Source organism: Streptomyces sp. NPDC053755, from assembly GCF_040677675.1.
GTDB lineage: Bacteria > Actinomycetota > Actinomycetes > Streptomycetales > Streptomycetaceae > Streptomyces.
Window position 1 is genome coordinate 1 of the sequence record NZ_JBFASK010000007.1, and the last position, 25,337, is coordinate 25,337.

At 71.3% G+C, this 25,337-nt stretch carries 23 protein-coding genes and 1 tRNA gene; 16 read left to right on the forward strand and 8 right to left on the reverse strand.

Going from position 1 to position 25,337, the window contains the following annotated elements; genetic code table 11:
• Positions 1 to 387: 387 nt before the first annotated feature.
• Both AB0K65_RS09775 and AB0K65_RS09780 read right to left on the reverse strand, forming a co-directional pair.
• Complete coding sequence (locus AB0K65_RS09775; protein WP_365715254.1) at positions 388 to 666, reverse strand: DUF397 domain-containing protein; 279 nt, start codon at positions 664 to 666, stop codon at positions 388 to 390.
• Positions 626 to 1,474, reverse strand: coding sequence for a helix-turn-helix transcriptional regulator (locus AB0K65_RS09780; protein WP_365715420.1), 849 nt, complete (start codon positions 1,472 to 1,474; stop codon positions 626 to 628). The genes AB0K65_RS09775 and AB0K65_RS09780 overlap by 41 nt, the downstream gene beginning before the upstream one ends.
• Before the next feature lie 84 nt (positions 1,475 to 1,558).
• Between AB0K65_RS09780 and AB0K65_RS09785 the strand changes: the two genes are divergently transcribed.
• From AB0K65_RS09785 to AB0K65_RS09815, 7 genes are all read left to right on the forward strand, one after another.
• The gene (locus AB0K65_RS09785; RefSeq protein WP_365715255.1) at positions 1,559 to 1,975 is read left to right on the forward strand and encodes an ATP-binding protein; all 417 of its coding nucleotides are present in this window, start codon (positions 1,559 to 1,561) and stop codon (positions 1,973 to 1,975) included.
• A gap of 139 nt (positions 1,976 to 2,114) precedes the next feature.
• A complete protein-coding gene (locus tag AB0K65_RS09790; RefSeq protein WP_365715256.1) occupies positions 2,115 to 3,161 on the forward strand; it encodes an ABC transporter substrate-binding protein in 1,047 nt (348 codons plus the stop codon).
• Between the two features lie 4 nt (positions 3,162 to 3,165).
• Positions 3,166 to 4,020 (forward strand): siderophore-interacting protein, encoded by an 855-nt coding sequence (locus AB0K65_RS09795; protein WP_365715257.1) that lies wholly within the window; start codon positions 3,166 to 3,168, stop codon positions 4,018 to 4,020.
• A 141-nt stretch (positions 4,021 to 4,161) separates the two neighbouring features.
• Positions 4,162 to 5,607: an aspartate aminotransferase family protein gene (locus AB0K65_RS09800; protein ID WP_365715258.1), complete on the forward strand. Its 1,446-nt coding sequence runs from the start codon at positions 4,162 to 4,164 to the stop codon at positions 5,605 to 5,607.
• Positions 5,588 to 6,859: a lysine N(6)-hydroxylase/L-ornithine N(5)-oxygenase family protein gene (locus AB0K65_RS09805; protein WP_365715259.1), complete on the forward strand. Its 1,272-nt coding sequence runs from the start codon at positions 5,588 to 5,590 to the stop codon at positions 6,857 to 6,859. The genes AB0K65_RS09800 and AB0K65_RS09805 overlap by 20 nt, the downstream gene beginning before the upstream one ends.
• Positions 6,856 to 7,386 (forward strand): GNAT family N-acetyltransferase, encoded by a 531-nt coding sequence (locus AB0K65_RS09810; RefSeq protein ID WP_365715260.1) that lies wholly within the window; start codon positions 6,856 to 6,858, stop codon positions 7,384 to 7,386. The genes AB0K65_RS09805 and AB0K65_RS09810 overlap by 4 nt, the downstream gene beginning before the upstream one ends.
• The gene (locus AB0K65_RS09815; protein ID WP_365715261.1) at positions 7,383 to 9,155 is read left to right on the forward strand and encodes an IucA/IucC family siderophore biosynthesis protein; all 1,773 of its coding nucleotides are present in this window, start codon (positions 7,383 to 7,385) and stop codon (positions 9,153 to 9,155) included. Before AB0K65_RS09810 ends, AB0K65_RS09815 begins: the two co-directional genes overlap by 4 nt.
• Before the next feature lie 161 nt (positions 9,156 to 9,316).
• Here AB0K65_RS09815 and AB0K65_RS09820 read toward each other — a convergent pair whose 3' ends face one another.
• Complete coding sequence (locus AB0K65_RS09820; protein WP_365715262.1) at positions 9,317 to 10,930, reverse strand: beta-N-acetylhexosaminidase; 1,614 nt, start codon at positions 10,928 to 10,930, stop codon at positions 9,317 to 9,319.
• Positions 10,931 to 11,123: 193 nt separating this feature from the next.
• Between AB0K65_RS09820 and AB0K65_RS09825 the strand changes: the two genes are divergently transcribed.
• Together AB0K65_RS09825 and glmS are read left to right on the forward strand one after the other, a co-directional pair.
• Positions 11,124 to 11,399, forward strand: coding sequence for a hypothetical protein (locus AB0K65_RS09825; RefSeq protein ID WP_365715263.1), 276 nt, complete (start codon positions 11,124 to 11,126; stop codon positions 11,397 to 11,399).
• Positions 11,400 to 11,432: 33 nt separating this feature from the next.
• Complete coding sequence (glmS, locus tag AB0K65_RS09830) at positions 11,433 to 13,250, forward strand: glutamine--fructose-6-phosphate transaminase (isomerizing) (RefSeq protein ID WP_365715264.1); 1,818 nt, start codon at positions 11,433 to 11,435, stop codon at positions 13,248 to 13,250.
• 178 nt (positions 13,251 to 13,428) lie between these two features.
• Here glmS and AB0K65_RS09835 read toward each other — a convergent pair whose 3' ends face one another.
• Positions 13,429 to 13,995, reverse strand: a complete 567-nt coding sequence (locus tag AB0K65_RS09835) for a GPR1/FUN34/YaaH family transporter (RefSeq protein WP_365715265.1) — start codon at positions 13,993 to 13,995, stop codon at positions 13,429 to 13,431.
• Positions 13,996 to 14,137: 142 nt separating this feature from the next.
• Complete coding sequence (locus tag AB0K65_RS09840) at positions 14,138 to 14,659, reverse strand: universal stress protein (protein WP_365715266.1); 522 nt, start codon at positions 14,657 to 14,659, stop codon at positions 14,138 to 14,140.
• A 515-nt stretch (positions 14,660 to 15,174) separates the two neighbouring features.
• Here AB0K65_RS09840 and AB0K65_RS09845 point away from each other — a divergent pair.
• The 7 genes from AB0K65_RS09845 (at position 15,175) to AB0K65_RS09875 (ending at position 21,391) form a co-directional block, all read left to right on the forward strand.
• Positions 15,175 to 15,384 carry a hypothetical protein gene (locus AB0K65_RS09845; protein ID WP_365715421.1) on the forward strand — a complete coding sequence of 70 codons (210 nt, stop codon included), beginning with the start codon at positions 15,175 to 15,177 and terminating at the stop codon, positions 15,382 to 15,384.
• 420 nt (positions 15,385 to 15,804) lie between these two features.
• Positions 15,805 to 16,974, forward strand: a complete 1,170-nt coding sequence (locus AB0K65_RS09850; RefSeq protein ID WP_365715267.1) for a helix-turn-helix domain-containing protein — start codon at positions 15,805 to 15,807, stop codon at positions 16,972 to 16,974.
• Positions 16,975 to 17,099: 125 nt separating this feature from the next.
• A complete protein-coding gene (orn, locus tag AB0K65_RS09855) occupies positions 17,100 to 17,702 on the forward strand; it encodes an oligoribonuclease (RefSeq protein ID WP_365715268.1) in 603 nt (200 codons plus the stop codon).
• Positions 17,703 to 17,807: 105 nt separating this feature from the next.
• Positions 17,808 to 17,880 (forward strand) — tRNA-His (locus tag AB0K65_RS09860).
• 315 nt (positions 17,881 to 18,195) lie between these two features.
• The gene (locus AB0K65_RS09865) at positions 18,196 to 19,482 is read left to right on the forward strand and encodes an ABC transporter substrate-binding protein (RefSeq protein WP_365715269.1); all 1,287 of its coding nucleotides are present in this window, start codon (positions 18,196 to 18,198) and stop codon (positions 19,480 to 19,482) included.
• Between the two features lie 5 nt (positions 19,483 to 19,487).
• Positions 19,488 to 20,486 (forward strand): sugar ABC transporter permease, encoded by a 999-nt coding sequence (locus tag AB0K65_RS09870; RefSeq protein WP_365715270.1) that lies wholly within the window; start codon positions 19,488 to 19,490, stop codon positions 20,484 to 20,486.
• Between the two features lie 59 nt (positions 20,487 to 20,545).
• The gene (locus tag AB0K65_RS09875; RefSeq protein WP_365715271.1) at positions 20,546 to 21,391 is read left to right on the forward strand and encodes a carbohydrate ABC transporter permease; all 846 of its coding nucleotides are present in this window, start codon (positions 20,546 to 20,548) and stop codon (positions 21,389 to 21,391) included.
• A 78-nt stretch (positions 21,392 to 21,469) separates the two neighbouring features.
• Here AB0K65_RS09875 and AB0K65_RS09880 read toward each other — a convergent pair whose 3' ends face one another.
• From AB0K65_RS09880 to AB0K65_RS09890, 3 genes are all read right to left on the reverse strand, one after another.
• Complete coding sequence (locus AB0K65_RS09880; RefSeq protein ID WP_365715272.1) at positions 21,470 to 22,969, reverse strand: cellulose binding domain-containing protein; 1,500 nt, start codon at positions 22,967 to 22,969, stop codon at positions 21,470 to 21,472.
• Between the two features lie 255 nt (positions 22,970 to 23,224).
• Positions 23,225 to 24,637: a HAMP domain-containing sensor histidine kinase gene (locus AB0K65_RS09885; RefSeq protein ID WP_365715273.1), complete on the reverse strand. Its 1,413-nt coding sequence runs from the start codon at positions 24,635 to 24,637 to the stop codon at positions 23,225 to 23,227.
• A complete protein-coding gene (locus AB0K65_RS09890) occupies positions 24,634 to 25,335 on the reverse strand; it encodes a response regulator transcription factor (RefSeq protein WP_365715274.1) in 702 nt (233 codons plus the stop codon). Before AB0K65_RS09890 ends, AB0K65_RS09885 begins: the two co-directional genes overlap by 4 nt.
• Positions 25,336 to 25,337: the final 2 nt, after the last annotated feature.

Consider the following 25,337-nt stretch of genomic DNA (forward strand, 5'->3'; position numbering starts at 1 on the left):
GAGCCCCGTCCCCCACCGGCCGTCACCAGCGGGGCATGCAGTCCCACCAGCCGCCACCCGCCACCCGCCACCCGCCACCCGCCAAGCGCAGCCGGGCCACCCCATTCGACTACCGCGCAATCCCACCCACGGACCCGTACGCGCCGAACCCGGCCCAGGCACGAACCATGCCCCGGCGTGGCCACGCCCCCCGGCCGCCCTCCGAGTGTGAAAAGGCGTCCGAAGTCGACGGGTCAAGGGTGGGCGCAGCCCATCGCGCAGCGACGCGACGAAGGAGCGCCCTTGAGGCGGCGGCGCAGGACGCCACACTCGGAGAGAGGGCGGCCGCCCCAGAGGCTCACCGGGTCCGCGCCCCCGACAGCCCGAGGCCAGAAGCCGGACGGGCCCTCAGCCGAGGCGCCCCTGAGCCGTAGCGCTCACGAACGCGGCGAACGCGGCCGGCGAGGCCAGGAAGGCGGGGCCTTCGGGGTTCTTGGAGTCCCGGACGGCGACGTGGGCTACGAGATCGGCGACCTCGACGCACTCACCGCCGGTGTCGCCGCTGTACGAGGACTTGCGCCAGGCGGCGGAGCCGAGGGGGGCGCACTCGACGCAGTCGCCCCCCGTGTCGCCGCTGAACGAAGACTTACGCCAGCGCGCGCCCGTCAGGTTCTGGTTGGTCCCCATAGCGTTCCTCCATTACGCGGGCGATCAGTGCGACCGAATCCTCCACGGAGAGCGCGGCAGCCTGAAGGTGATCGTAACGGAGCGAACCCTCCCTGATAGCGGCTGGATTGGCCGTCATGTGCCCCTGGATGAAGTCCTCCGTATAGACGACGTCGGGATTCTCCTCGAAGCGCAGCAGGTTGAACGAACCCATCAGCCCGGCATGCGCCCCGGCCGTGAACGGCAGGACCTGAACCTTCACCCACTCCCGATCCTGCACGGCCAACAAGTGCGCGAGTTGGTTCCGCATGACCGCGCGTCCGCCGATCTCCTGATGCAGCACCGCCTCGCTCATCACCACCCAGATCAACGGCGGGATCTCCCGGTCCAGGATGCGCTGGCGCTCGATCCGGGCAGCGACCTTGGCGTCGAGGTCGTCCTCGGTACGAGCGCCGAGAACCGCCCGCGCGTACTCCTCCGTCTGCAACAACCCGTACACCAGCTGCGCCTGGTACGTCGAGATGTACGTCGCCTTCGCCTCCATCTCCGCGTACGGCTGGAACCAGTTCGGCAGCTGGCTCTTCAGCACCAGCCCCACCAGCCGCGAGAACACCCCGCCCGTCATCAGCGCCGCGTCCAGCTGTTCCGAGAACCGCCGGGTCGGGACCTTCTTCGCCGTCTCGATCTGGCCGATCAGCGACGCCGTGCAGAAGACGATGTCCCCCAACTGCGCCTGGTTGAGGTTCGCCTCCTCTCTCAGGCGGCGAAGCTCGGCTCCGTAGTAGTCCAGCGGAGAGGCGCTGGGATCGAGGCTGCGGATGTTGACCACGACGAGGTCACCCCCAAGCTCACGCATCGCTGCGTTCGTTTCGACTCGTAGCCGAGCGTAACCACCCGGCTCCATCCTGGTGGCATGAATCACGCAACCGACCTCTATCCGGCGGAAGTTCCGTCGAGTTACCGCATGGGCTTCACCGTAGGTGAGCACTCCGCGGGCCACATGCGTCGCATCCTGCGCATCTTCCTGACCCGTTGGGGACTCGACCCCCTCGCCGACGCAGGCGAGCTCGCGCTCGGCGAACTCGTCGCCAACGTCGTCCGGCACGTCCCGGGGCGGAGCTGTTCCGTACTGATCCTGCGTGAGCCGCACGGACTGCGCGTGGAGGTCGCCGACGCCGTGCCCGGGCCGCTCCACGCCAAGGCGGCGGAGCCGTTCGCGGAGGGCGGGCGGGGGCTCGCACTCGTCGAAGCCGTGACGGACCGCTGGGGAGTGGAGCCCTCGACGGGCGGTAAGACGGTGTGGTTCGAGTGCGACGCCCGAAACACCTAGAAATACCGGGACATGGCGGGCGGAGCCGTGTGACGTACGACCCGGGGGCCACCCCTACTGATCGACCTGAGGTTAGGCTAACCTACCTTCGATCCACCCAGGCCGAACCCACGCGGCACGTACCGAAAGCGACTTCGCCATGCCCAGCAACGCCCGAGCCACCCATCTCACCCGTCGCGGTCTGCTCGCCGCGGGCGGCGCCCTCGGGCTCGGCGCCGCGCTCGCCGCCTGCGGCAGCGAGACCAAGGGCGGCGCCCCCTCCGGCGCTTCGGAGAAGGCCGGCCCGTGGAAGTTCACCGACGACCGCGGTACGGCCGTCGAGGCGAAGTCCACCCCGAAGAACATCGTGGCCTTCACCGGCATGGCCGCCGCGCTGAAGGACTTCGGCATCGAGGTCAAGGGAGTCTTCGGCCCGACCTACGTCGAGGACCCGAAGACCAAGGAGCGGAAGCCGGACGTCCAGGCGGGCGACCTCGACATCACCAAGGTCAAGGTCATCGGCAACGTCTGGGGCGAGTTCAAGATCGAGGAGTATCTCAAGCTCAACCCGGACCTCCTCATCACGGACATGTGGGAGAAGAACGACCTCTGGTACGTCCCGGCCGAGCAGAAGGACAAGATCCTCAAGATCGCCCCGAGCGTCGCCCTCTGGGCCTCCGACAAGTCGATGCCGGCCGTGCTCCAGCGCCACGCCGACCTCGCCGCCTCGCTCGGCGCCGACGTGAAGACCAAGCAGATCCTCGCCGACAAGGCCCGTTTCGAGGCCGCCGCCGAGCGCGTCCGCCAGGCCGCCAAGGGCAAGAAGGACATCAAGGTCCTCGTCGGCTCCGGCTCCCCCGATCTCTTCTACGTCTCCACCCCGGTCCGCCCGACCGACACGGTCTACTTCAAGGAGCTGGGCGTTAACCTGATCGTCCCGGACAAGCTGGACCAGGGCGGCTGGTTCGAGGGCCTGAGCTGGGAGAACGTCGACAAGTACAAGGCCGACGTCATCCTGCTCGACAACCGCACCTCGGCCCTTCAGCCCGAGGCCCTGAAGGCCAAGCCGACCTGGGCCGCGCTGCCCGCCGTCAAGGCCGGCCAGGTCTTCCCCCGCGTGACCGAGCCCGTCTACTCCTACGCCAAGTGCGCCCCGCTCCTGGAGGACCTCGCCAAGGCCCTGGAGAACGCGAAGAAGGTGTCCTGACCCGATGACGACCGCCGAGACCGCTCCGTTCCGATTCTTCTCCCTCCAGGTCGACCGGACGAGGCGGCTCGGCCCGTCGCTGGTCCGGATCACCTTCACCGGGGAGGAGCTGACGTCCTTCGCCTCCGGGGGGCGGGACCAGTCGCTCTCCCTCTTCCTGCCGCACCCGGGCCAGGACGCGCCGGTCCTGCCCCCGCTGGACGACCCGGACATGTACGCGATCCTGGGCGCCTGGCGCGCGATGCCGCACGACGAGCGGGCCGTGATGCGCTCGTACACCGTGCGCGAGCAGCGGGCCGAACCGGACGAGGTCGACATCGACTTCGCCCTGCACGAGGACGGCGGCCCCGCCTGCCGCTGGGCACAGCAGGCCAAGGCCGGTGACCGGGTCGTGGTGCTCGGCCCGGCGGTCGCCGAGAACACCGCGGTGCGGTTCCAGCCGCCCGAGGACGCCGACTCCGTGCTGATCTGGGCGGACGAGACGGCCCTGCCGGCCGCCTCCGCGATCCTGGAGTGGCTGCCGGCCGGGACGCGGGCCCAGGTGTATCTGGAGGTGCCGTACTCCGGCGACCGGGCGGAGCTGGTGACGAAGGCCGACGCCACCGTCACCTGGCTGGTGCGCGAGGAGGGGGCGCCGTCGGCCGTGGAGGCGGTGCGCGGCGCCGAGCTGCCCGGCGAGGCTCCGTACGTCTGGATCGCGGGCGAGTCAGGCGCGGTGAAGGCGTTGCGCCGTCACTTCGTGCGGGATCGTCAGCTCGACCGCGGGCGTGTGACGTTCGTCGGGTACTGGCGCGAAGGGCTGTCCGAGGATGCCCTGCGCGAGGCGCCGGAGACGCCGGAGACGCCGGAAGAGGCATAACCGCAGTTCACGCGGTAGCCCGAGGGGCGAGGGATGTTGCGGTGGAAACTTAGGTTAGGCTAACCTAAGTTAAACGTCGCCCCCTCGCCCCTTTCCTGTCCGGAGGAGGCCGACCGAGTCCCGTATCCGGGAGGACCTGCAATGCGCTCGCACCTGCTCAACGACGCCACGGCGGAGAGCTACCGACGCTCCGTCACCGAAGGGGTCGAGCGGGTGGCCGACAAACTCGCCACGACGCGACGCCCGTTCAGCGGCGTCACCCCCGCCGAGCTGGCACCCGTCGTCGACGCCGTCGACCTCGACAAGCCGCTCGGCGACACCTCCGCCGCACTCGACGAGCTGGAGAGCGTCTACCTCCGCGACGCCGTCTACTTCCACCACCCGCGCTACCTGGGCCACCTCAACTGCCCGGTCGTGATCCCCGCCGTCCTCGGCGAGGCCGTCCTCTCGGCGGTCAACTCCTCCCTGGACACCTGGGACCAGAGCGCCGGCGGCACCCTCATCGAGCGCAAGCTCATCGACTGGACGACCGGCCGCATCGGCCTCGGCCCGGCCGCCGACGGCGTCTTCACCAGCGGGGGCACGCAGTCCAACCTCCAGGCGCTGCTGCTCGCCCGCGAGGAGGCCAAGACCGCCGACCTGTCCAAGCTGCGGGTCTTCTCCTCCGAGTGCAGCCACTTCAGCGTCCAGAAGTCGGCCACCCTCCTCGGTCTCGGCCGCGACGCCGTGGTCTCCATCCCCGTCGACCGCGAGCGGCGCATGCAGTCCGTCGTCCTCGCCGCCGAGCTGGAGGCCTGCCGCGCCGAGGGTCTGGTCCCGATGGCCGTCGTCGCCACTGCCGGCACCACCGACTTCGGCTCCATCGACCCGCTGCCCGAGATCGCCGCGCTGGCCGACGAGTACGGCGCCTGGATGCACGTCGACGCCGCCTACGGCTGCGGCCTCCTCGCCTCCCTCACCCGCCGTCACCTCCTGGACGGCATCGAGCGGGCCGACTCGGTCACCGTCGACTACCACAAGTCCTTCTTCCAGCCGGTGAGCTCCTCCGCCCTCCTGGTCCGCGACGGCGCCACCCTGCGCCACGCGACCTACCACGCGGACTACCTCAACCCGCTGCGGACGGTCGCCGAGAAGATCCCGAACCAGGTCGACAAGTCGCTCCAGACCACCCGCCGCTTCGACGCGCTCAAGCTCTGGATGACGCTGCGCGTGATGGGCGCCGACGGTGTCGGCGAACTCTTCGACGAGGTCTGCGACCTGGCGGCGGCCGGCTTCGAGCTGCTCGCGGCGGACCCGCGCTACGACGTGGTCGTCCGCCCGCAGCTCTCCACCCTCGTCTACCGCTACGTCCCCGAGGCGGTCACCTCCCCCGCGGAGATCGACCGCGCCAACCTCTACGCCCGCAAGGCGCTCTTCGCGTCGGGCGAGGCCGTCGTCGCCGGAACCAAGGTCGACGGCCGCCAGTACCTGAAGTTCACCCTGCTCAACCCCGAGACGACCGTGGCCGACATCGCCGCCGTCCTCGATCTGATAGCCGGCCACGCCGAGCAGTACCTGGGAGAGAACCTTGTCCACGCAGCCTCTTGATTTCATCGGCATCGGGCTCGGTCCGTTCAACCTCGGCCTGGCCTGCCTGACCGAGCCGATCGACCACCTGAACGGTCTCTTCCTGGAGTCCAAGCCCGGCTTCGAATGGCACTCGGGCATGTTCCTGGAGGGCTCCCACCTCCAGACGCCGTTCATGTCGGACCTCGTCACGATGGCCGACCCGACCTCCCCGTACTCCTTCCTCAACTACCTGAAGGAGAAGGGCCGGCTCTACTCCTTCTACATCCGCGAGAACTTCTATCCGCTGCGCACGGAGTACAACGACTACTGCCGCTGGGCCGCCGACAAGCTGAGCAGCATCCGCTTCTCCACGACCGTCAGCTCCGTCTCGTACGACGAGAGCGCGCGGGAGTACGTCGTCGCGACCGAGGGCGGCGAGACCTTCCGCGCCCGGCGGATCGTGCTCGGCACCGGCACCCCGCCGCACGTCCCGGAGCCCTGCCGTGGCCTCGGGGGCGACCTCATCCACAACTCGCGCTACGTCCCGAACAAGGAGGCGCTGCAGAAGAAGAAGTCGATCACCCTGGTCGGCAGCGGCCAGAGCGCGGCGGAGATCTACTACGACCTCCTGTCCGAGATCGACGTCCACGGCTACCGCCTGAACTGGGTGACGCGCTCCCCGCGGTTCTTCCCGCTGGAGTACACCAAGCTCACCCTGGAGATGACCTCGCCGGAGTACGTGGACTACTTCCACGCGCTGCCCGAGCAGACCCGCTACCGCCTGGAGACCCAGCAGAAGGGCCTCTTCAAGGGCATCGACGGCGAGCTGATCGACGCCATCTTCGACCTGCTCTACCAGAAGAACCTGGCCGGCCCCGTCCCCACGCGGCTGCTCACCAACTCGGCTCTGCACTCCGCCGCGTACGACGACACCAGCGGCACGTACACGCTCGGCTTCCACCAGGAGGAGCAGGGGAAGGACTTCACGGTCGAGACCGACGGCCTGATCCTCGCCACCGGCTACAAGTACACCGTCCCCGCCTTCCTGGAGCCCATCCGCGACCGCCTGCGCTGGGACGGTCAGGGCCGCTTCGACGTCGCCCGCGACTACTCGATCGACACGGCGGGCCGCGAGGTGTTCCTGCAGAACTCCGCCGTGCACACGCACTCCATCACCTCGCCCGACCTGGGCATGGGTGCGTACCGCAACGCCTACATCATCGGTGCGATGCTGGGTACGGACCACTACCCCGTCGAGAAGACCATCGCCTTCCAGGAGTTCGCGGTATGAACATCCGATTCCGTCCCCTCGATCCGGCCAAGGACGCGGAGCTGATCCACCCCTGGGTCACCCACCCCAAGGCCGCCTTCTGGATGATGCAGGACGCGGACCTCGAGGACGTCGAGCGCGAGTACACGGCGTTCGCCGCGAACCCGTACCACGAGGCGTTCATCGGTCTGGTCGACGAGGTCCCCGCCATCCTGATGGAACGCTACGACCCGTCGCAGCTGGAGCTGGTCGGGCTCTACGAGCCGCGGCCGGGTGACGTCGGCATGCACTTCCTCGTCGCGCCCACGGACACTCCCGTGCACGGCTTCACGCGCACCGTCATCACCGCGGTCATGCGCGAACTGTTCGCCGACCCGGCCACCGCACGTGTCGTCGTCGAGCCGGACGTCCGCAACACGGCCGTCCACGCCCTCAACGAGGCGGTCGGCTTCGTGCCCGAGCTGGAGATCTCGAAGCCGGAGAAGCGGGCCCTGCTGAGCTTCTGCACCCGCGAACAGTTCGAAGCCGCCACGGGAGCCGCGATATGAACGCCGTCGACCACCTGACCCCCGCCCTCTGGGCCGACGCCAACCGCGCGCTGATCCGCAAGGGCCTCGCGGAGTTCGCCCACGAGCGGCTGCTCGAACCGCAGGAGCTGGGAGAGAGCCGCTACAAGGTCCTCAGCGACGACGGCGCGACCGAGTACCGCTTCACCGCGGACCGTTTCGCTCTCGACCACTGGCAGGTCTACCCGGACTCCATCAGCTGCCACCGCGGCGACGAGCAGCTCCCGCTGGACGCCCTGCGGTTCATCACCGAACTGCGCGGGTCGCTCGGCCTGAGCGACGAGATCCTGCCGGTCTACCTGGAGGAGATCTCCTCCACCCTGGCCGGGACGGCCTTCAAGGCGACCAAGCCGAGGATCACCGCCGCCGAGCTGGCCCGCGCCGACTTCCAGGCCATCGAGACCGGCATGACGGAGGGCCACCCCTGCTTCGTCGCCAACAACGGCCGGCTCGGCTTCGGCGTGGACGAGTTCCGTGCGTACGCCCCCGAGGCCGCCGCCCCCATCCACCTCGTCTGGCTCGCCGCCCGCCGCGACCGTGCCGCCTTCACGGCCGGCGCGGACATCGAGTACGACACCTTCATCCGCGCCGAACTCGGCGACCGGGCGGTCGACGGCTTCGCGGCGGCCCTCGCCGCGCGGGGCCTGGACATGGCCGACTACCTCCTGATGCCGGCCCACCCCTGGCAGTGGTGGAACAAGCTGTCGGTCACCTTCGCCGCCGAGATAGCCCAGGAGCGCCTGGTCTATCTCGGCGAGGGCGACGACGCCTATCTCGCGCAGCAGTCGATCCGTACCTTCTTCAACACGGCCGACCCGTCCAAGCACTACGTGAAGACGGCCCTGTCGGTCCTGAACATGGGCTTCATGCGGGGGCTCTCGGCCGCGTACATGGAGGCCACTCCGGCGATCAACGACTGGCTGGCCGGTCTGATCGAGGCCGACCCGGTGCTGCGGGCCGCCCGGTTCTCGATCATCCGCGAGCGGGCCGCCGTGGGCTACCGGCACCTGGAGTACGAGGCGGCGACCGACCGCTACTCGCCCTACCGCAAGATGCTGGCCGCGCTCTGGCGCGAGTCGCCGGTGGCGTCCCTGGCCCCGGGCGAGCGCCTGGCGACGATGGCATCGCTGGTCCACGTCGACCACGAGGGGGCGTCCTTCGCGGGCGCGCTCATCAAGGACTCGGGCCTGGCGCCGACCGCGTGGCTGCGCGGCTACCTCGACGCCTACCTGCTGCCGATCCTGCACTGCTTCTACGCCTACGACCTGGTCTACATGCCGCACGGTGAGAACGTGATCCTCGTCCTCGACGAGCGGGGCGCGGTCGTCCGGACGGTCTTCAAGGACATCGCCGAGGAGATCTGCGTCATGGATCCCGGGGCGGTCCTGCCGCCGGCGGTGGAGCGGATCCGGGCGGAGGTCCCCGAGGACATGAAGCTGCTGTCCGTCTTCACCGACGTCTTCGACTGCTTCTTCCGCTTCCTCGCGGCGACGCTGGCGGCCGAGGGCACCCTGGACGAGGACGACTTCTGGCGGACGGTCGCGGAGTGCGTGCGCGGCTACCAGGAGTCGAAGCCGGAGCTGGCGGACCGGTTCGCGCAGTACGACATGTTCGCCGAGACGTTCGCGCTCTCCGCGCTCAACCGTCTCCAGCTGCGCGACAACCGGCAGATGGTCGACCTCGCGGACCCGTCCGCGGCGCTCCAGCTCGTCGGCGACCTGGTGAACCCGATCGCCCGGTTCGCCCGCTAGGGAGGGTCCGGAACGGTCACGCCCGGTCGCCCTTCGGGCGGACGCGGATACCTTCCGGACCCTCTCCAGGACGGCGGACCCGGCACGGACCGGCCGGCGTCCGGGGGTACGGTCCCCCCGGACGCCGGCTCCTCTTCTTCCTTCCTCCCGTCACTCCTCCGCTACGACGCGGGCCAGGGGACCTGCGGCGAGCGGTAGAAGTCGATGCCGAGCGCCTCGAACCGCGGCCCCTGGGCGGCGAGGCGCGTTCTGTACGTCTCCCAGTCGTGCGTGGCCGCCGGCGACCAGCCGAGTTCCGCCACCCCGGGGAGGCGCGGGAAGGCCATCCGGTCGATGTGCGCGTTCTCCGAGATGGTCTCCGTCCACAGGGGCGCCTCGACGCCCTTCACCGCGGACGCCGGCGCTCCGGGCAGATAGGCCGCGGGGTCCCAGTCGTAGGACCGCTGCACCTCGACGTAGCCCGCCCAGCTCAGCCCGAGCGGGGTGTCCTTGGTGTACTTCATGTCGAGGTAGACCCGGTCGGCCGGCGACAGGATGAGCCCCGTGCCGTTCTGCGCGGCCTTCGCGACCTGCGCCTTCTCCGCGTCAGAGGTCCGGTCGAGACCCCAGTACTGTGCGAGCGCGCCCTTCGCGGGGGTGGCCCCGGTCAGCTGGTGCCAGCCGACGACGGTCTTGCCGTACCGGGCGACGATCGGCTGGACCCTGTCCATGAAGGCGACGTAGTCCTCGTGCGGAGTGGAGTGCGCCTCGTCGCCCCCGATGTGCAGGTACGCCCCGGGGGTCAGCGCGGCCAGCTCCCGGATCACGTCGTCCACGAAGTCGTAGGTGACCGGCTTCGCCACGCACAGCGAGCTGAAGCCGACAGCGGTCCCGGTGTAGAGCGGCGGGGCGACGCCGTCGCAGTTGAGTTCGGCGTACGAGGCGAGTGCGGCGTTGGTGTGTCCGGGCAGGTCGATCTCGGGGACGACCTCCTGGTAGCGGGAGGCGGCGTAGCGGACGATCTCCTTGTAGTCGTCCTTGGTGTAGTGGCCGCCGGGGCCGCCGCCGACCTCGGTGGAGCCGCCGTAGGTGGCGAGCCGGGGCCAGGAGTCGATGGCGATGCGCCAGCCCTGGTCGTCGGAGAGGTGCAGGTGCAGCTTGTTGACCTTGTAGAGGGCGAGCTGGTCGATGTAGCGCTTGACCTGGTCGACGGTGAGGAAGTGGCGGGAGACGTCGAGCATCGCGCCGCGGTAGGCGTAGCGAGGGGTGTCGGTGATGGTGCCGCCGGCCACCCGCCAGGGCCCGGCCTGGACGGTCCTCCGCTCCACGGCGGCGGGCAGCTGCTGGCGCAGGGTCTGCACGCCGCGGAAGAGCCCGGCGGGGCGGTGGGCGGTGAGCGTGATGCCGTCGGGGGCGGACCGGAGCCGGTAGCCCTCCTCCCCGAGCGCCCGGTCGCGGGGTGACAGGCGCAGCAGGATGCCGCCGCGCGCCCGGTCCTCGTCGACGACGGGCAGCGGGTGGCCGGTGGAGGGGCGGAGCACCCCGGCGAGGTAGTCGCCGATGGCGCGGGACTCGCGGGAGTCGCCGTCCACCCGGATGCGGGTGGCGGCGGTGATGGCGTAGGGGGCTCCGGCCGGCTTCACGGACGCGGGGGCGGGCACGATCTGCCCGAGCGGCCGGGTGAGGGCGGGGCCGGGAGGAGGGGCGGAGGCGGCGGCTCCGGCACAGGAGAGGCCGGCCGCGGCGACGATCAGCAGGGCACCGAGCACTCGCGGGAACGTTCTGCGCTGTCTCATAGGGAGGGTCCCTTTCGACGGGCTTCACGACGGTGGGCATGCGTATCCGATCGGTCACCATGCGTACCGTGCACCCCATCCGGGGTCAAGGTGTAGACCAATTTCGTCGCGAGAGACGTCGATCATGGACCAGCCTGCCCGATTCCGGGCAGGTTTCTTGCAAAGCGAGGCCCGGACCCTTCAGTATTCACGGGTGCTCGAACGCCGCCCGTCGCACGACGACCTCATCGACCACCTGGTGCGCAGCACCGCGCTCCAGCGCGGTGAGGCGGCCCGGGTGATCCTCGACGTGCTGGCGTACTTCGACGAGTCGACCGAGGACTACGTCCGCCGCCGCCACCGCGAACTCCAGTCCGGTGGCGCGGTCAACGCGGAGATCTTCGAACGCATCGCGGCCGAACTGCCGCACCGCGCCGTGGCACCACCGGAGCTCTCGCTCCGGCAGCTGCGCCGCATCGTCTACGGCTGAGCACACCCACTGACTCGGAGGGCTGAAACCTTTATGTGCGGAATCGTCGGTTACATCGGAAAGCGTGACGTGGCCCCGCTGCTCCTCGAAGGACTGCAGCGGCTGGAGTACCGGGGGTACGACTCCGCCGGCATCGTCATCAGCAGCCCGAAGGCCAGCGGCCTGAAGATGGTCAAGGCCAAGGGCCGGGTCCGGGACCTGGAGGCCCGCGTCCCCAAGCGCTTCACCGGCACCACCGGCATCGCCCACACCCGCTGGGCCACCCACGGCGCGCCCAGCGACGTCAACTCGCACCCCCACCTCGACCCCGAGAACAAGGTCGCCGTCGTCCACAACGGCATCGTCGACAACGCCTCCGAGCTGCGCGCCAAGCTGGTCGCCGACGGCGTCGTCTTCGCCTCCGAGACCGACACCGAGGTCATCACCCACCTGATCGCCCGCTCCCAGGCCACCTCCCTGGAGGAGAAGGTCCGCGAGGCCCTCAAGGTCATCGAGGGCACGTACGGCATCGCCGTCATGCACGCCGACTTCGGCGACCGCATCGTGGTGGCCCGCAACGGCTCCCCCGTCGTCCTCGGCATCGGCGAGAAGGAGATGTTCGTCGCCTCCGACGTCGCCGCCCTGATCGCCCACACCCGCCAGGTCGTCACCCTCGACGACGGCGAGATGGCCACCCTCAAGGCCGACGACTTCCGCACGTACACCACCTCCGGCGCGACCACCACCGCCACCCCGGAGACCGTGGAGTGGGAGGCCGCCTCCTACGACATGGGCGGCCACGACACCTACATGCACAAGGAGATCTCCGAGCAGCCCGACGCGGTCGACCGCGTGCTGCGCGGCCGGATCGACGACCGCTTCTCCACCGTCCACCTCGGCGGCCTCAACCTCGACGCCCGCGAGGCCCGCACCATCCGCCGCATCAAGATCCTCGGCTGCGGCACCTCGTACCACGCCGGCCTCATCGGCGCCGGCCTCATCGAGTCCATGGCCCGCATCCCCGCCGACGCCGAGCCGGCCTCGGAGTTCCGCTACCGCAACCCGGTCGTGGACCCCGACACCCTCTACATCGCCGTCTCCCAGTCCGGAGAGACGTACGACGTCCTCGCGGCCGTCCAGGAGCTCAAGCGCAAGGGCGCCCGCGTCCTCGGCGTCGTCAACGTCGTCGGCTCCGCCATCGCCCGCGAGGCCGACGGCGGCGTGTACGTCCACGCCGGCCCCGAGGTCTGCGTCGTCTCCACCAAGTGCTTCACCAACACCGTCGTCGCCTTCGCACTGCTCGCCCTCCACCTGGGCCGCATCCGCGACCTGTCGGTCACCGACGGCAAGCGGATCATCGAGGGCCTGCGCAAGCTCCCCGAGCAGATCAGCGAGATCCTGAAGACCGAGGACGACATCAAGCAGCTCGCCGAGGAGTACGCCGGCGCCCAGTCGATGATGTTCATCGGCCGCGTCCGGGGCTACCCCGTCGCCCTGGAGGCCTCCCTGAAGCTCAAGGAGATCTCCTACATCCACGCCGAGGCCTACCCCGCCTCCGAGCTGAAGCACGGCCCGCTCGCCCTGATCGAGCCCGCTCTGCCGACCGTCGCGATCGTCCCCGACGACGACCTGCTCGAGAAGAACCGCGCCGCACTGGAGGAGATCAAGGCCCGCAGCGGCCGCATCCTCGCCGTCGCGCACCAGCCGCAGGAGAAGGCCGACCACACCATCGTCGTGCCGAAGAACGAGGACGAGCTCGACCCGATCCTCATGGGCATCCCGCTCCAGCTCCTCGCCTACCACACCGCCCTCGCCATGGGCCGCGACATCGACAAGCCGCGCAACCTGGCCAAGTCCGTCACGGTCGAGTAGCAACCTCCGGGCCTGTCCCCCGGAGACTCGACCACGGCCGGGAAAGCCCGTCCGCCCCCATTCCGGCCTGTCCCCGGAGGGCCGGACGCCCGGCCGGACACGGGGAGGGGTCTCCGTGCGCGCACGCGCGCACGGAGACCCCTTCTTCTTTTTCTGGGCTCGGTTCGCAGGCGAGCCGTCAGCTCGCGGCCGGGGCCTCGCGGTGGGAGGGGCGGCGTACCGAGGTCGGCCAGTGGGCCACCGCCGCCGTGGCGCCGTACCAGGCCGCGAGGCCCGCCACCGCGGCGACCCAGCCGCCCGCCTTCGCGAGGCCGCCGTTGCCGGCCAGGGCGCCGACGCCGAGCAGCAGCAGCGCCACGAACAGCAGCCCGTAGACCCCCTGACCGAACAGACCGGTGCCCGAGGCCGCCATCGTCAGCGTGAGCGCCAGCAGCGCCCACAGCAGCAGGAAGAGCCCGGTCGCCTCGGCCGACGCACCGCCGCCCACCGCCGTCCCCCAGGTGAACCAGAAGGCGCCGAGCGCCGAGCATGCCGTGCCGTCACGGCCGTTGCCCGCCCGCAGGGCGAGCAGACCGGCGAGGAACAGCGCCACCCCGCCGACCCAGGTGGCGAGGGCCGCGGCGTCGGACGCCGCGACGTTGTCGATCACGCCGGTGCCGCCTATGCCGAAGGCCAGCAGGGTGAGTCCGAGTGCGAGTTGGCCGAGTGTGGAGGCGGTGTTTCCCGCGGCGACTTCGTTGTCCACGGCGGGCTCCCTTCAGATGCGCAGTTGTGCTGCTTGGGCCGCTTTGTTCCGGTGACCCTTATCTACCCTTCACAAGCGCACAATTCACCTGAGGATGGCCGAATTTATCTCCGCAGCAAGGAAGTTGAGGGGGGAGCAGTGGCTACGGGATGACGACGACGGGCCGCTGGGCGCGTCGCGCCAGCCGGCCCGCGACGGATCCGAAGATCCGGCCGACGATGCCGTGCGTGGAGCCGACCACGATCGCGTCGGCGGAGTACTCCCGGCCGACCTCCTCCAGCTCGTGGCAGATGTCGCCACCGCGCTCGACGAGGATCCAGGGGACCTCGGCGAGATAGTCCGCGCAGGCCAGCTCCAGGCCGAGCACCTCGGTGCGGTGGTCCGGCACGTCGACGAAGACCGGGGGCTCGCAGCCCGCCCACACCGTGGTCGGCAGCCTGTTGGCGACGTGCACGATGACCAGACCGGAGCCGGAACGGCAGGCCATGCCGATGGCGTACGCCAGGGCTCGCTCGCTGGAGGTCGAGCCGTCGAAACCGACGACCACTCCGTGCCGGAAGGCGGGATCACAGGAGTGACGTGGCTGTTCCACCGCCAAGGGGTCGACCGTGGAATCGGCGACGCGCTTGCGGTCCGCGGGTTCGGGGATTTCGTGACCGGCCATCGGTGTCTCGAAGAAGAAGATCCTTCTGGGAAGGGACAGAACGGCTGCTGGTGGCGGAGCTGTGTCCGGGAATCATCTTCCCAACCCCATACCCCCAAGGGTACGGCGACACTCCTCTCCTGCCCAGAGCCCGCCGTGCGGCGTGCGGCGATCGCACGGCGTCCCAGGGAGCATGCACGAGCCTGTCCCCCCATGGCAATGCCGGTTGCGTCCTACAGGTGTCCATACGGGGACCCGGTGTCCGTACGGGGGCCAAACGGACGCGCCGGGCAGTGACCGGAACGTTGCAATCCTCGTTGCCACTGGTCCAGCCCACCGACGCAGGGAGACCGCCCGTGCCCGCACCATCGGCCGCCGCCGCCCAGACCTCCTTCCCCGCCCCGCCGCGCGGTCACCGCCGCGCCGGAAGCCGGCCGTCGACGACGGCTCCGGCGGATGCCACGGACGGTGCCGGCGGCACGGAAGGGGCGACCGGAGGGACGGTCGGAGGCGCGGGCGGGGAGTCCGCGGGCGACGTGGTCCGCTGGGCGGCCTTCTGCTGCGTGCTCGTCCCGGTCGTCCTCGTCGTCTACGGCACCTCGCTGGGCGGAGCCGCCGGGGCCGCCCTCGGGCTCGTCGCCGTGACGGCGGTCTGCCGGGTGCTGCTGCGCCGCTCCGAGCGCGGACTGCGGGGCGAGAGCCACGTCCCCCGTACCCCCGGGGGCCGCCGCCACCGCCAGGAGTGACCGACCCGAGGGACCCGACCTGACGAACCCCCCGTAGAGCTGACAGGTTCGCACACCCACACCCGTATGATTTCAGCCAACTTCCCGATGTCGGCGAGTCCTTGCCCGAAGGGCCCTCCCGCCCCGGTTCCACCAGGACGGAAAGCCTTGCGGCGGGCCCGCGCACCCTACGGGGACGGGCCATGCACGGAAGACGCACTTCCCTGCGCGGCCCGCGAGTGGAACGCTTCGTGATCGAATGCTTCGCGCCAAGTTGCCTTGTCGACAATGTGCCGGATGGAGAACTTGTCACGCCGGCGGCACGGAACACAGTAGATTCGATCTTGGGTATCGAAGACTGGGGTCTCGTGCAAAACCGAGGGGAAACGTGCAGGAGCGACAGGACCAGGGAGACGCGAACACCGAGGGGGGCTTAGCGTCATGAGCCAGGACTCCGCCGCACCGGAGGCCGCACGGAAGCTTTCCGGGCGCCGCCGTCGCGAAGTCGTCGCGGTGCTGCTGTTCAGCGGCGGCCCCATCTTCGAGAGCTCCATCCCGCTCTCCGTATTCGGAATCGACCGGCAGGACGCCGGCGTGCCCCGCTACCGGCTGCTTGTGTGCGCCGGCGAAGAGGGACCGCTGCGGACCACCGGGGGACTCGAACTGACCGCGCCGTACGGCCTGGACGCGATCAGCCGGGCCGGAACCGTCGTCGTACCGGCCTGGCGGTCGATCACCTCGCCGCCGCCGCCGGAGGCGCTGGAGGCGCTGCGCCGGGCTCACGAGGAAGGCGCCAGGATCGTCGGACTGTGCACCGGGGCGTTCGTCCTGGCCGCCGCCGGCCTCCTCGACGGCCGTCCCGCGACCACACACTGGATGTACGCGCCGACGCTCGCCAAGCGCTACCCGTCGGTCCACGTGGACCCGCGGGAGCTCTTCGTCGACGACGGGGACGTACTGACCTCGGCGGGGACCGCCGCCGGGATCGACCTCTGTCTGCACATCGTGCGGACCGACCACGGCGCGGAGGCCGCGGGCGCCCTGGCGCGCCGGCTCGTCGTCCCGCCGCGGCGCAGCGGCGGTCAGGAGCGCTATCTCGACAGGTCTTTACCCGAGGAGATCGGCGCCGACCCGCTCGCGGAGGTCGTCGCCTGGGCGCTGGAGCACCTCCACGAGCAGTTCGACGTGGAGACGCTCGCCGCCCGCGCGTACATGTCACGGCGTACGTTCGACCGCCGGTTCCGCTCGCTGACCGGCTCCGCGCCGCTCCAGTGGCTGATCACCCAGCGGGTGCTGCAGGCGCAGCGGCTCCTGGAGACCTCCGACTACTCCGTCGACGAGGTCGCCGGGCGCTGCGGCTTCCGCTCCCCGGTGGCGCTGCGCGGCCACTTCCGCCGCCAGCTCGGCTCCTCGCCGGCCGCCTACCGCGCCGCCTACCGGGCCCGCCGCCCGCAGGGTGAGACGACGACGGCCGTCATGGACCCGGTCGTGCCGTCGCAGGTCGCCCCCGCGATCCGGCGCCCCGGAGGCCCGCTCGACCAGGGCAAGCCGCAGTCCGACCTGTACGCCTCGGGCCGCCCGGCACTGCCCGGCCAGCGGAGCGCTCCGTAGACCGCGCGCCACAAGCAGCGCACCGCAGGACGACGGGCGCCCGGGGACACCCCCCTGGGCGCCCGTCGGCGTCCGACGACCACGAGCCGGGTCCGATCACCGGCGGAACCCATAAGGTAGGACGCATGAACGATCGCATGGTGTGGATCGACTGCGAGATGACCGGGCTCTCGCTGACGGACGACGCACTCATCGAGGTGGCCGCACTGGTCACCGACTCGGACCTGAACGTACTCGGCGAAGGGGTGGACATCGTGATCCGCCCGCCGGAGGCGGCCCTGGAGACCATGCCGGACATCGTGCGCAGGATGCACACGGCCTCCGGTCTGCTCGACGCCCTGCCCGGCGGCACCACTCTCGCCGACGCCGAGGCGCAGGTCCTGGCCTACGTCCGCGAGCACGTCAAGGAGCCCCTCAAGGCGCCGCTCTGCGGGAACTCGGTCTCCACCGACCGCGGCTTCCTCTCGCGGGACATGCCCGCCCTGGAGAGCCACCTCCACTACCGGATCGTCGATGTCTCCTCGATCAAGGAACTGGCCCGCCGCTGGTACCCGAGGGCGTACTTCAACAGTCCGGAGAAGAGCGGCAACCACCGTGCGCTCGCCGACATCCGCGAATCGATCGCCGAGCTGCGCTACTACCGCGAGGCGGTCTTCGTCCCGCAGCCCGGCCCCGACTCGGAGACGGCGAAGCAGATCGCCGCGCGCCACGTCCTGCCCGCGGAATGAGCCCCCGCTCGCGCCCGCCGTCAATACGGGCGCGAGCACCCGTCGGGACCCTGTAGACTTCTTCTCGGCCGGTCGGGGAAACCTTCGGGAAAACCGCCGGTCATGGTGGGTATAGCTCAGCTGGTAGAGCACCTGGTTGTGGTCCAGGATGTCGCGGGTTCGAGTCCCGTTACTCACCCTGACGGCTCAAGGCCCCGGTTCTTCGGAACCGGGGCCTTGTCCGTGTGCGCTCGGCATCGCGCCCGTCCCGGCGTCGCGCCCCGCGCCGCGTTCGACCGAGCGGGTGGCCCGGCACGCCGAGTTCGCCGCCCCCCAGCGAGCTGAGCCCCTCCCGCCGACGGCGCCGCACTACGCTCCGAAAAGCCCGCCCCACCCCCTCGGGAGGGTCCGGAACGTATCGGCGTCCGCCCGGAGCGCCCCGGGCGAGCCCTTCCGGACACGACCGAGGGCCCGCCCCCGTCACCGGCGCACCCGGCCCGAGAGGAGGGATCCCGTGCGCAGAGCCACCGCGCTCGCCCTCGTCCTCCTCCTCGGAGCGGGCCCCTCGGCCGGCTGCGGCGGCGACCGGAACGGCACGGACGCGGCCGGACGGACCGTCCTCACCGTCGGCGTGTTCGGAGCCTTCGGCCTGAAGGAAGCCGGGCTCTACGACACCTACATGAAGCTCCACCCGGGCATCGCCATCCGGCAGACCTCGATCGAACGCAACGAGAACTACTACCCGCAGCTCCTCACCCACCTCGTCTCCGACTCCGGCCTCGCCGACGTCCAGGCCGTCGAGGTGGACAACATCGCCGAGATCACCGCCACCCAGGCCGGCCGGCTCGAGGACCTGGGCCGGACGCCCGGCGTCGACAAGAACGCCTTCCTGCCATGGAAATGGGCCCAGGGCACCAGCGCCGACGGCCGGACCGTCGCCCTCGGCACCGACATCGGCCCGCAGGGAGTCTGCTACCGCAAGGACCTCTTCGCCCGCGCCGGTCTGCCCACCGACCGGGCGGCCGTCGGCCGGCTGTGGGCCGGTGACTGGAGCAGGTACCTCGCCGTCGGCCGCCGGTTCCGGGCGAAGGCGCCGGCCGGCACCGCGTTCGTGGACTCCGCCTCCGGCGTGCTGGCCGCGATCACCGGCAGCAGCCCGCGCCGGTTCTACGACGAGAAGGGCCGGATCGTCTACAAGGACAGCCCCGCCGTGCGGCGCGCCTGGGACCTGGCCGCCGCCTTCGCCACCGGCGGTCTGACCGCCCGGCTCCAGCAGTTCACGCCCGCCTGGGACCAGGCGTACGCCAACGGCGCGTTCGCCACCGTCTCCTGCCCGGCCTGGATGCTCGGCTACATCCAGGACAAGGCGGGCCCGGCGGGCCGGGGCCGGTGGGACGTGGCCGCCGCTCCCCGGCCCGGCAACTGGGGAGGCTCCTTCCTCGTCGTCCCGTCGGTAGGCCGGCACCGTGCCCAGGCGGCGAGGCTGGTGGCCTGGCTGACCGCCCCCGCGCAGCAGGCGACGCTCTTCGCGCGGCGCGGCAGCTTCCCCAGCGCCTCGGCCGCCCACGCGCTCCCGGCCGTCTCCGGCGCCACGCACGCCTACTTCGGCGGTGCTCCCGTCGGCGCCATCTTCGCCGAGGCGGCGCGCGGGGTGCCCGTGGCGGTCACCGGACCCAAGGACGCGGTCATCGCCCAGAACCTGGGCGACATCGGCATGCTCCAGGTCGACCAGAAGGGGCGGTCGCCCCGGGACGCCTGGGACGCGGCGGTGCGGACGATCGACAACGCCCTGGACGAGTGAGAGCGATGGCCGACGTCGCCGTTCCCGTGCCCCCTCCCCCGGTCCCGTCGAAGGAGGCCGAGCGGCGGGCCCGCCGCCACCGCAGGGACGTGCGCTGGAGCCCGTACGCCTTCGTCGCCCCCTTCTTCCTGCTCTTCGCGGCCTTCGGGATCTTCCCCCTCCTCTACACGGGCTGGGCCTCGCTGCACCGCGTGGAGCTGACCTCGCCCGGCGAGACGCGGTGGGTGGGGGCGCGGAACTTCGCCCGGCTCGCGACGGACGAGTTCTTCTGGAACGCCCTGGGGAACACGGCGGTCATCGGCGTCCTGTCGACCGTGCCGCAGCTGCTCATGGCCCTGGGCGTCGCCCAGCTGCTCGACCACCGGCTGCGCGGCCGGATGTTCTTCCGGGTCGCGGCCCTCACCCCCTACGCCACCTCGGTGGCCGCCGCGACCCTGGTCTTCGCGCTCCTCTTCGGACGGGAGCACGGCCTGGTGAACTGGGCCCTGGGGGCGGCCGGGATCGGACCGGTCGACTGGCAGAACGGCACCTGGGCGTCGCGGATCGCGGTCTCCACGATCGTGATCTGGCGCTGGACCGGCTACAACGCGCTGATCTACCTGGCGGCGATGCAGACCATCCCGCCGGAGCTGTACGAGTCGGCGGCGCTCGACGGGGCCTCGCGCTGGCGGCAGTTCCTCCACGTCACCGTGCCGGGGCTGCGGCCGACGATCCTCTTCACGGTGGTGGTGTCGACCATCGGCGCGACCCAGCTCTTCGGCGAGCCGCTGCTGTTCAACGGCGGCGCGGGAGCGACGGGCGGCGCCGAGCACCAGTACCAGACACTGGGGCTCTATCTGTACGAGCAGGGCTGGGTGAACCACCACCTGGGGCGGGCCTCGGCGATCGCCTGGGCCATGTTCCTGATCCTGCTGCTCCTCGCCGCGGTGGCGTGGACGGCCCGAAGGGTGCCGCGCGGGCGGCTCCGGCGGGCGTGGCGGTCGTGGCGCCGGGGGGCGGTGTGATGAGGGCGCGGGGCGGTGGCGGTATCAGGGAGGGGCGCGTCCGGAAAGCGCGGGGCGGTGTGACGCGTGAGGGGCGCGTCCCCGAGGGGCGGGGCGCGGGTCCGCTCACGTACGGCGTCCTGGCGGTCTTCACCGCCGGCTCGCTCTTTCCGCTCGTCTGGACGGCGATCGCGGCCTCCCGGGACTCCACGCGGCTCGCGCGGACCCCCCCGCCGTTCTGGTTCGGCGACAACCTCGGGCGGAACCTCGCGGTCGCGTGGTCGGACGCGCACCTGGGCGTGGCGCTCCTCAACACCACGATCGTCGCGGGGTCGGTGGCGGCGGGGACGGTCCTCTTGTCGACCCTGGCGGGCTTCGCCTTCGCCAAGCTGCGCTTCCGGTTCAGGAACGCGCTCCTGGCGGTGGTGATCGGCACGATGATGGTGCCGCCGCAGCTCTCCGTCGTCCCGCTGTTCATGCTGATCGCGGAGCTGTCGTGGACGGACCGGCTGCAGGCCGTCGTCCTTCCCGCGCTGGTCTCCGCGTTCGGGGTGTTCTTCATGCGTCAGCACCTGGTCCGGGCCCTGCCCTCGGAGCTGGTCGAGGCGGCCCGGGTGGACGGGGCGAGTGCGGTGCGGGTGGTGTGGCACGTGGTGTTCCCGGCGGCCCGCCCGGCGATGGCGGTGCTGGGCATGCTGACGTTCGTGATGACGTGGAACGACTTCTTCTGGCCGGTCGTCGCGCTGACGCAGAGCGGCTCCCCGACGGTGCAGGTGGCGCTGACCGGGCTCGGGCGCGGATACATCCCGGACCAGTCCGTGATCATGGCGGGCGCGCTGCTGGGGACGCTGCCGCTGCTGCTGGTCCTCGTCGTCTTCGGGCGGCAGATCGTCGGCGGGATCATGCGGGGCGCGGTGAAGGGGTGACGAGGGGCGCGCGCCCCGGTCGGCGGAGGGGTGGGTGGGGGCCGGCCGGGACGCGCGCGGGTGGGGGGACGGAGCGGCTCACTTGTAGGCGGCGAACGCCTTGGTGAAGGCCAGCGGCTGCTGGAGGATCGAGGAGCAGGTGGCGTCCGCGTGATTCACGGCGCCGGCCGCGCACTGCTTGTCGCGGGTGGAGGACCACATCGACAGCCAGCCGATGCCCTTGGACCTGGCGAAGTCGACCAGCTGGGTCGCGTCGGCCACCGTGAAGATCTCGGTCGTCACGTCGTTGACGCCGATCATCGGGGTGACCGCGACGGCCTTCCACGCGGCCGCGTCGGAGAGGCCGAGGACGCCCTTGATCTGGGCCTGGGTCGCGGTCGCCGCCTGGACGGCGTACTGGCCCATGTCGCCGCTGTAGGCCGGTCCGTAGTCCATCGCCATGATGTTGACGGCGTCGACGCGGACGCCGTTGCGCTTCGCGTCGGCGAGCAGGTCCACGCCCGGCTGGGTCAGGCCCTCGGGCATGACGGGCAGGGTGAAGGACACGTTCAGGCCGGGGTGGGACTTCTGGAGCTGCGCGATCGCCTGCGAGCGGCGCGTGTTGGCGGCCGCGTCCGGCAGGGCGGCGCCCTCGATGTCGAAGTCGACCTTGGTGAGCTTGTACTGGTCCACGACCTTGCCGTACGCGGCGGCGAGGGCGGAGGAGGTCGAGCAGTTCAGGGCGAGCTCGTGGCCCGCGGCGCCGCCGAAGGAGACCCGGACGTCGCCGCCCTTGGCCCGCAGGGCACCGATCTGGGAGGCGACCTTGTCGTCGGCGAGGCCGGTGACCCCGCCCCACAGCGGCGCGCAGGACCCACCGGAGGTGATGAAGGCGAGGTTGAACTCCTTGACGCCGGTGGCGTCGGCGGTGGCCGTCAGGTCGTACGCGGGGTAGAGGGAGGTGTCGACGTAGGGCGCGTACCGGGCCGCGGCCCCGGGAGTGCCCGGGCCGCCGGTGGCGGTCGCGGTGGGCTTCGGGGACGCGGTCGCGGTGGCCGGCGCGCTCGGCGTCGCGGTCGCGCTCGGTGTCGCGGAGGCGGTGGGGGCGGTGGTGGCCGTGGGCTGCTCGGTGGGGCGGCCGCTCGGCGTCGGGGTGGCACCGCCGACCGAACAGCTCGCCTTGTCGATGAGGCAGTTCGCGGGATCGCCGGCCTCGCCTGAGGCCGAGGTCACGAAGCCGACGGTGACGGACTGGCCGGGGGCGAGTTCCTTGTTCCAGCTCGCCGGCTTCACGGTGACGTGGCGGCCCGTGACGGTGTGTTCGCCGTTCCACAGGGATCCGATGGTCGTCCCCGCGGGCAGGTCGAACTCCAGCGTCCAGCCCCCCGACCGGACGCTGGAGGTCTCGTTGGTGATGACGTACTGGCCGGTGTAGCCGCCGTTCCAGGTACTCGTCCTGGTGTAGGCGGCGCCGACGGCCGCGGCCTGGGCGGTCCCGGTGAACGCGAAGGCCGCGCCGCCGATCACCGCCGCCGCGACGACCGCGCCGACGGCCTTGGTCCTGCCGGTCGTCCTGCGCCGGTGCGTACTGGTGCCCATCGCGTGCCTGCCTCTGTGTGCCGGGGGTGGAGGTGGGTGCGGGCAGCACGCTAGCGAGGGGGAAACGGACAAATGCGTACGGGAGCGGGGCGATTGAGGATCCTTAGGCTCCGCTTAAGGAAGCCATCGGGAGGAGGAAAGGTTCGGGCGCGAGGGAGGCGGGCCGGCCCAGGGTGGACGGGGGCGGGGCCGGGACTGTGCGGGCGGGCGGACAGGCGAGCGGGCGGGGCTCAAGGGCTGCCCCCGCCGGGCCGGTCAGGACTCCGGTGCCCGGCGGGTGCCCCCGCCGCCCCGCTTGCGGCGGCCCAGGCGCTGGACGCGCCGCCCTCCCGTATCGCCCGAGCGGCGGCCGTCGAGGCCGATCCAGACGCGGACCTCGGTGCCGCCGAGGACCGAGTGCCCGATGCGGACGTCCCCGCCCGTGGACTCGGCCATCCGGCGCACGATGTCCAGGCCGAGGCCGGTGGAGCCGTCGCGCCGGCCGCTGTTGCCCCGGGCAAGCGCGGCGGCGGGGTCGGCGATGCCCGGCCCGGCGTCGGAGACGAGCACGATGACGGCGTCGTCACCGTTGTGGAGGTCGACGGAGAAGGCGGTGCCCTCCCGGGTGTGCCGGAAGACGTTCCCGAGCAAGGCGTCCAGCGCGGCGACGAGTTCGGGACGGGCGACCGGGATGCGCACGGGGCGCTCGATGCCCGCGACCCGCACCTTGCGGTCCTCGTCCTCGGCGAGCGCCGACCAGAACTCCATCCGCTCCCGGACGACCTCGGACGCGTCACAGCCCGCGCCCGGGCCGGTCGCCTGCGTCCGGGGCTTGGCGTCCCGCGCCGTACGGATGATCGTGTCGACCTCGCGCTCGAGCTGCGCGACGGCGGCCCGCGTCTGGTCGGCTGCCGGACCGGAGCCCAGCGAGGCCGCGTTGAGCCGCAGCACGGTCAGCGGGGTGCGCAGCCGGTGGGAGAGGTCGGCGGCCAGCTCACGCTCGTTGGCGAGGAGCTGGACGACCTGGTCGGCCATGGAGTTGAAGGCGATCGCCGCCGACTTGAGCTCCGGCGGCCCCTCCTCGGGGACGCGCGCGCCGAGCCTGCCCTCGCCGAGGTCGTGGGCCGCGCCCGCCAGCCGCTGAGCGGGCCGGACCATCCGGACGCCCAGGCGGTCGGCGACGGCGACCGAGCCGACGATCAGGGCGATGCCGACACCGGCCAGGACCAGCCAGGCGGTGGCGACCCCGTTGCTGACCTCGCCCTCGGGGACGAAGAGTTCGACGATCGCGACCCGGCCCGAGCTCAGGGCGGTGGGCTGGAGCAGCACGGAGCCGCCGTCGACCTCGGCGATGGTGGCCCGCCCCAGCTCACGGGTGGTCCGCAGGTCCTCCTCGCTCGCCCGGCGCGTCCCGATCTCCAGGGCCTTGGCGCCCGGCGCGTCGGCGGCCGGGACGTGGACCGCCATGCGTCCCGCGGCCCCGTCCTCGGTGGTGGCGACGGCGCGGTCCAGCTGTTCGCGGTCGGTGGTGATGGCGAGGACGGGCGCGAGCCCGGCGGCGCGCCGCTCGGCGTTGGAGAAGGCCCGGTCGCTGGCCATCTCCTTGACGACCAGGCCGAGCGGTACGGCGAAGGCGACGACGACCATGGCGGTGACGGCCAGCGACACCTTGACGAGTGCCCATCTCACGGCTGGGTCTCCCGGGGCGGCTCAAGCTTCACGCCCACGCCGCGCAGGGTGTGCAGATAGCGGGGACGGGCGGCCGTCTCACCCAACTTCCGCCGCAGCCATGACAAATGTACGTCGATGGTCTGGTCGTCCCCGTAGGACTGCTGCCACACCTCGGCGAGCAGTTCCTTGCGGGGCACGACGACCCCGGGCCGCCCGGCGAGGAAGGCGAGCAGGTCGAACTCCCGCCGGGTCAGGTCGAGCGGGGCCCCGTCGAGTTCCGCCTGGCGCCGCAGCGGGTCGATCGACAGGCCGCCGACCTGGATCACCCGGGACGGCGGCGCCTCGCCCGCGGCGGCCCGCGACCGGCGCAGCACCGCGGCCATCCGGGCGGAGAGGTGCTCCACGGAGAACGGTTTGGTGAGGTAGTCGTCCGCCCCGTCGTTGAGGAGCCGGACGATCTCCGCCTCGTCGTCCCGCGCCGTCGCGATGATGACGGGGACGTCGGTGATGCCGCGCAGCATCTTCAGCGCCTCGGACCCGTCCAGATCGGGCAGTCCGAGGTCCAGGATGACGACGTCGAAACGGAAATGGGCGACCTCGCGCAGCGCCTCCAGGGCCGTGCCGACGCTCCGTACGGTGTGGGAGGCGTCGGTCAGGTGCCGGATGAGGGCGGAGCGCACGAACTGGTCGTCCTCGACCACGAGCACACTTGCCATGG

Coding starts and splice junctions, on each gene's coding strand:
- AB0K65_RS09775 (WP_365715254.1), bottom strand. CDS start 666: ATGGGGACCAACCAGAACCTGACGGGCGCGCGCTGGCGTAAGTCTTCG.
- AB0K65_RS09785 (WP_365715255.1), top strand. CDS start 1,559: ATGAATCACGCAACCGACCTCTATCCGGCGGAAGTTCCGTCGAGTTAC.
- AB0K65_RS09790 (WP_365715256.1), top strand. CDS start 2,115: ATGCCCAGCAACGCCCGAGCCACCCATCTCACCCGTCGCGGTCTGCTC.
- AB0K65_RS09795 (WP_365715257.1), top strand. CDS start 3,166: ATGACGACCGCCGAGACCGCTCCGTTCCGATTCTTCTCCCTCCAGGTC.
- AB0K65_RS09800 (WP_365715258.1), top strand. CDS start 4,162: ATGCGCTCGCACCTGCTCAACGACGCCACGGCGGAGAGCTACCGACGC.
- AB0K65_RS09810 (WP_365715260.1), top strand. CDS start 6,856: ATGAACATCCGATTCCGTCCCCTCGATCCGGCCAAGGACGCGGAGCTG.
- AB0K65_RS09815 (WP_365715261.1), top strand. CDS start 7,383: ATGAACGCCGTCGACCACCTGACCCCCGCCCTCTGGGCCGACGCCAAC.
- AB0K65_RS09820 (WP_365715262.1), bottom strand. CDS start 10,930: ATGAGACAGCGCAGAACGTTCCCGCGAGTGCTCGGTGCCCTGCTGATC.
- glmS (WP_365715264.1), top strand. CDS start 11,433: ATGTGCGGAATCGTCGGTTACATCGGAAAGCGTGACGTGGCCCCGCTG.
- AB0K65_RS09840 (WP_365715266.1), bottom strand. CDS start 14,659: ATGGCCGGTCACGAAATCCCCGAACCCGCGGACCGCAAGCGCGTCGCC.
- AB0K65_RS09850 (WP_365715267.1), top strand. CDS start 15,805: ATGAGCCAGGACTCCGCCGCACCGGAGGCCGCACGGAAGCTTTCCGGG.
- orn (WP_365715268.1), top strand. CDS start 17,100: ATGAACGATCGCATGGTGTGGATCGACTGCGAGATGACCGGGCTCTCG.
- AB0K65_RS09870 (WP_365715270.1), top strand. CDS start 19,488: ATGGCCGACGTCGCCGTTCCCGTGCCCCCTCCCCCGGTCCCGTCGAAG.
- AB0K65_RS09880 (WP_365715272.1), bottom strand. CDS start 22,969: ATGGGCACCAGTACGCACCGGCGCAGGACGACCGGCAGGACCAAGGCC.
- AB0K65_RS09890 (WP_365715274.1), bottom strand. CDS start 25,335: ATGGCAAGTGTGCTCGTGGTCGAGGACGACCAGTTCGTGCGCTCCGCC.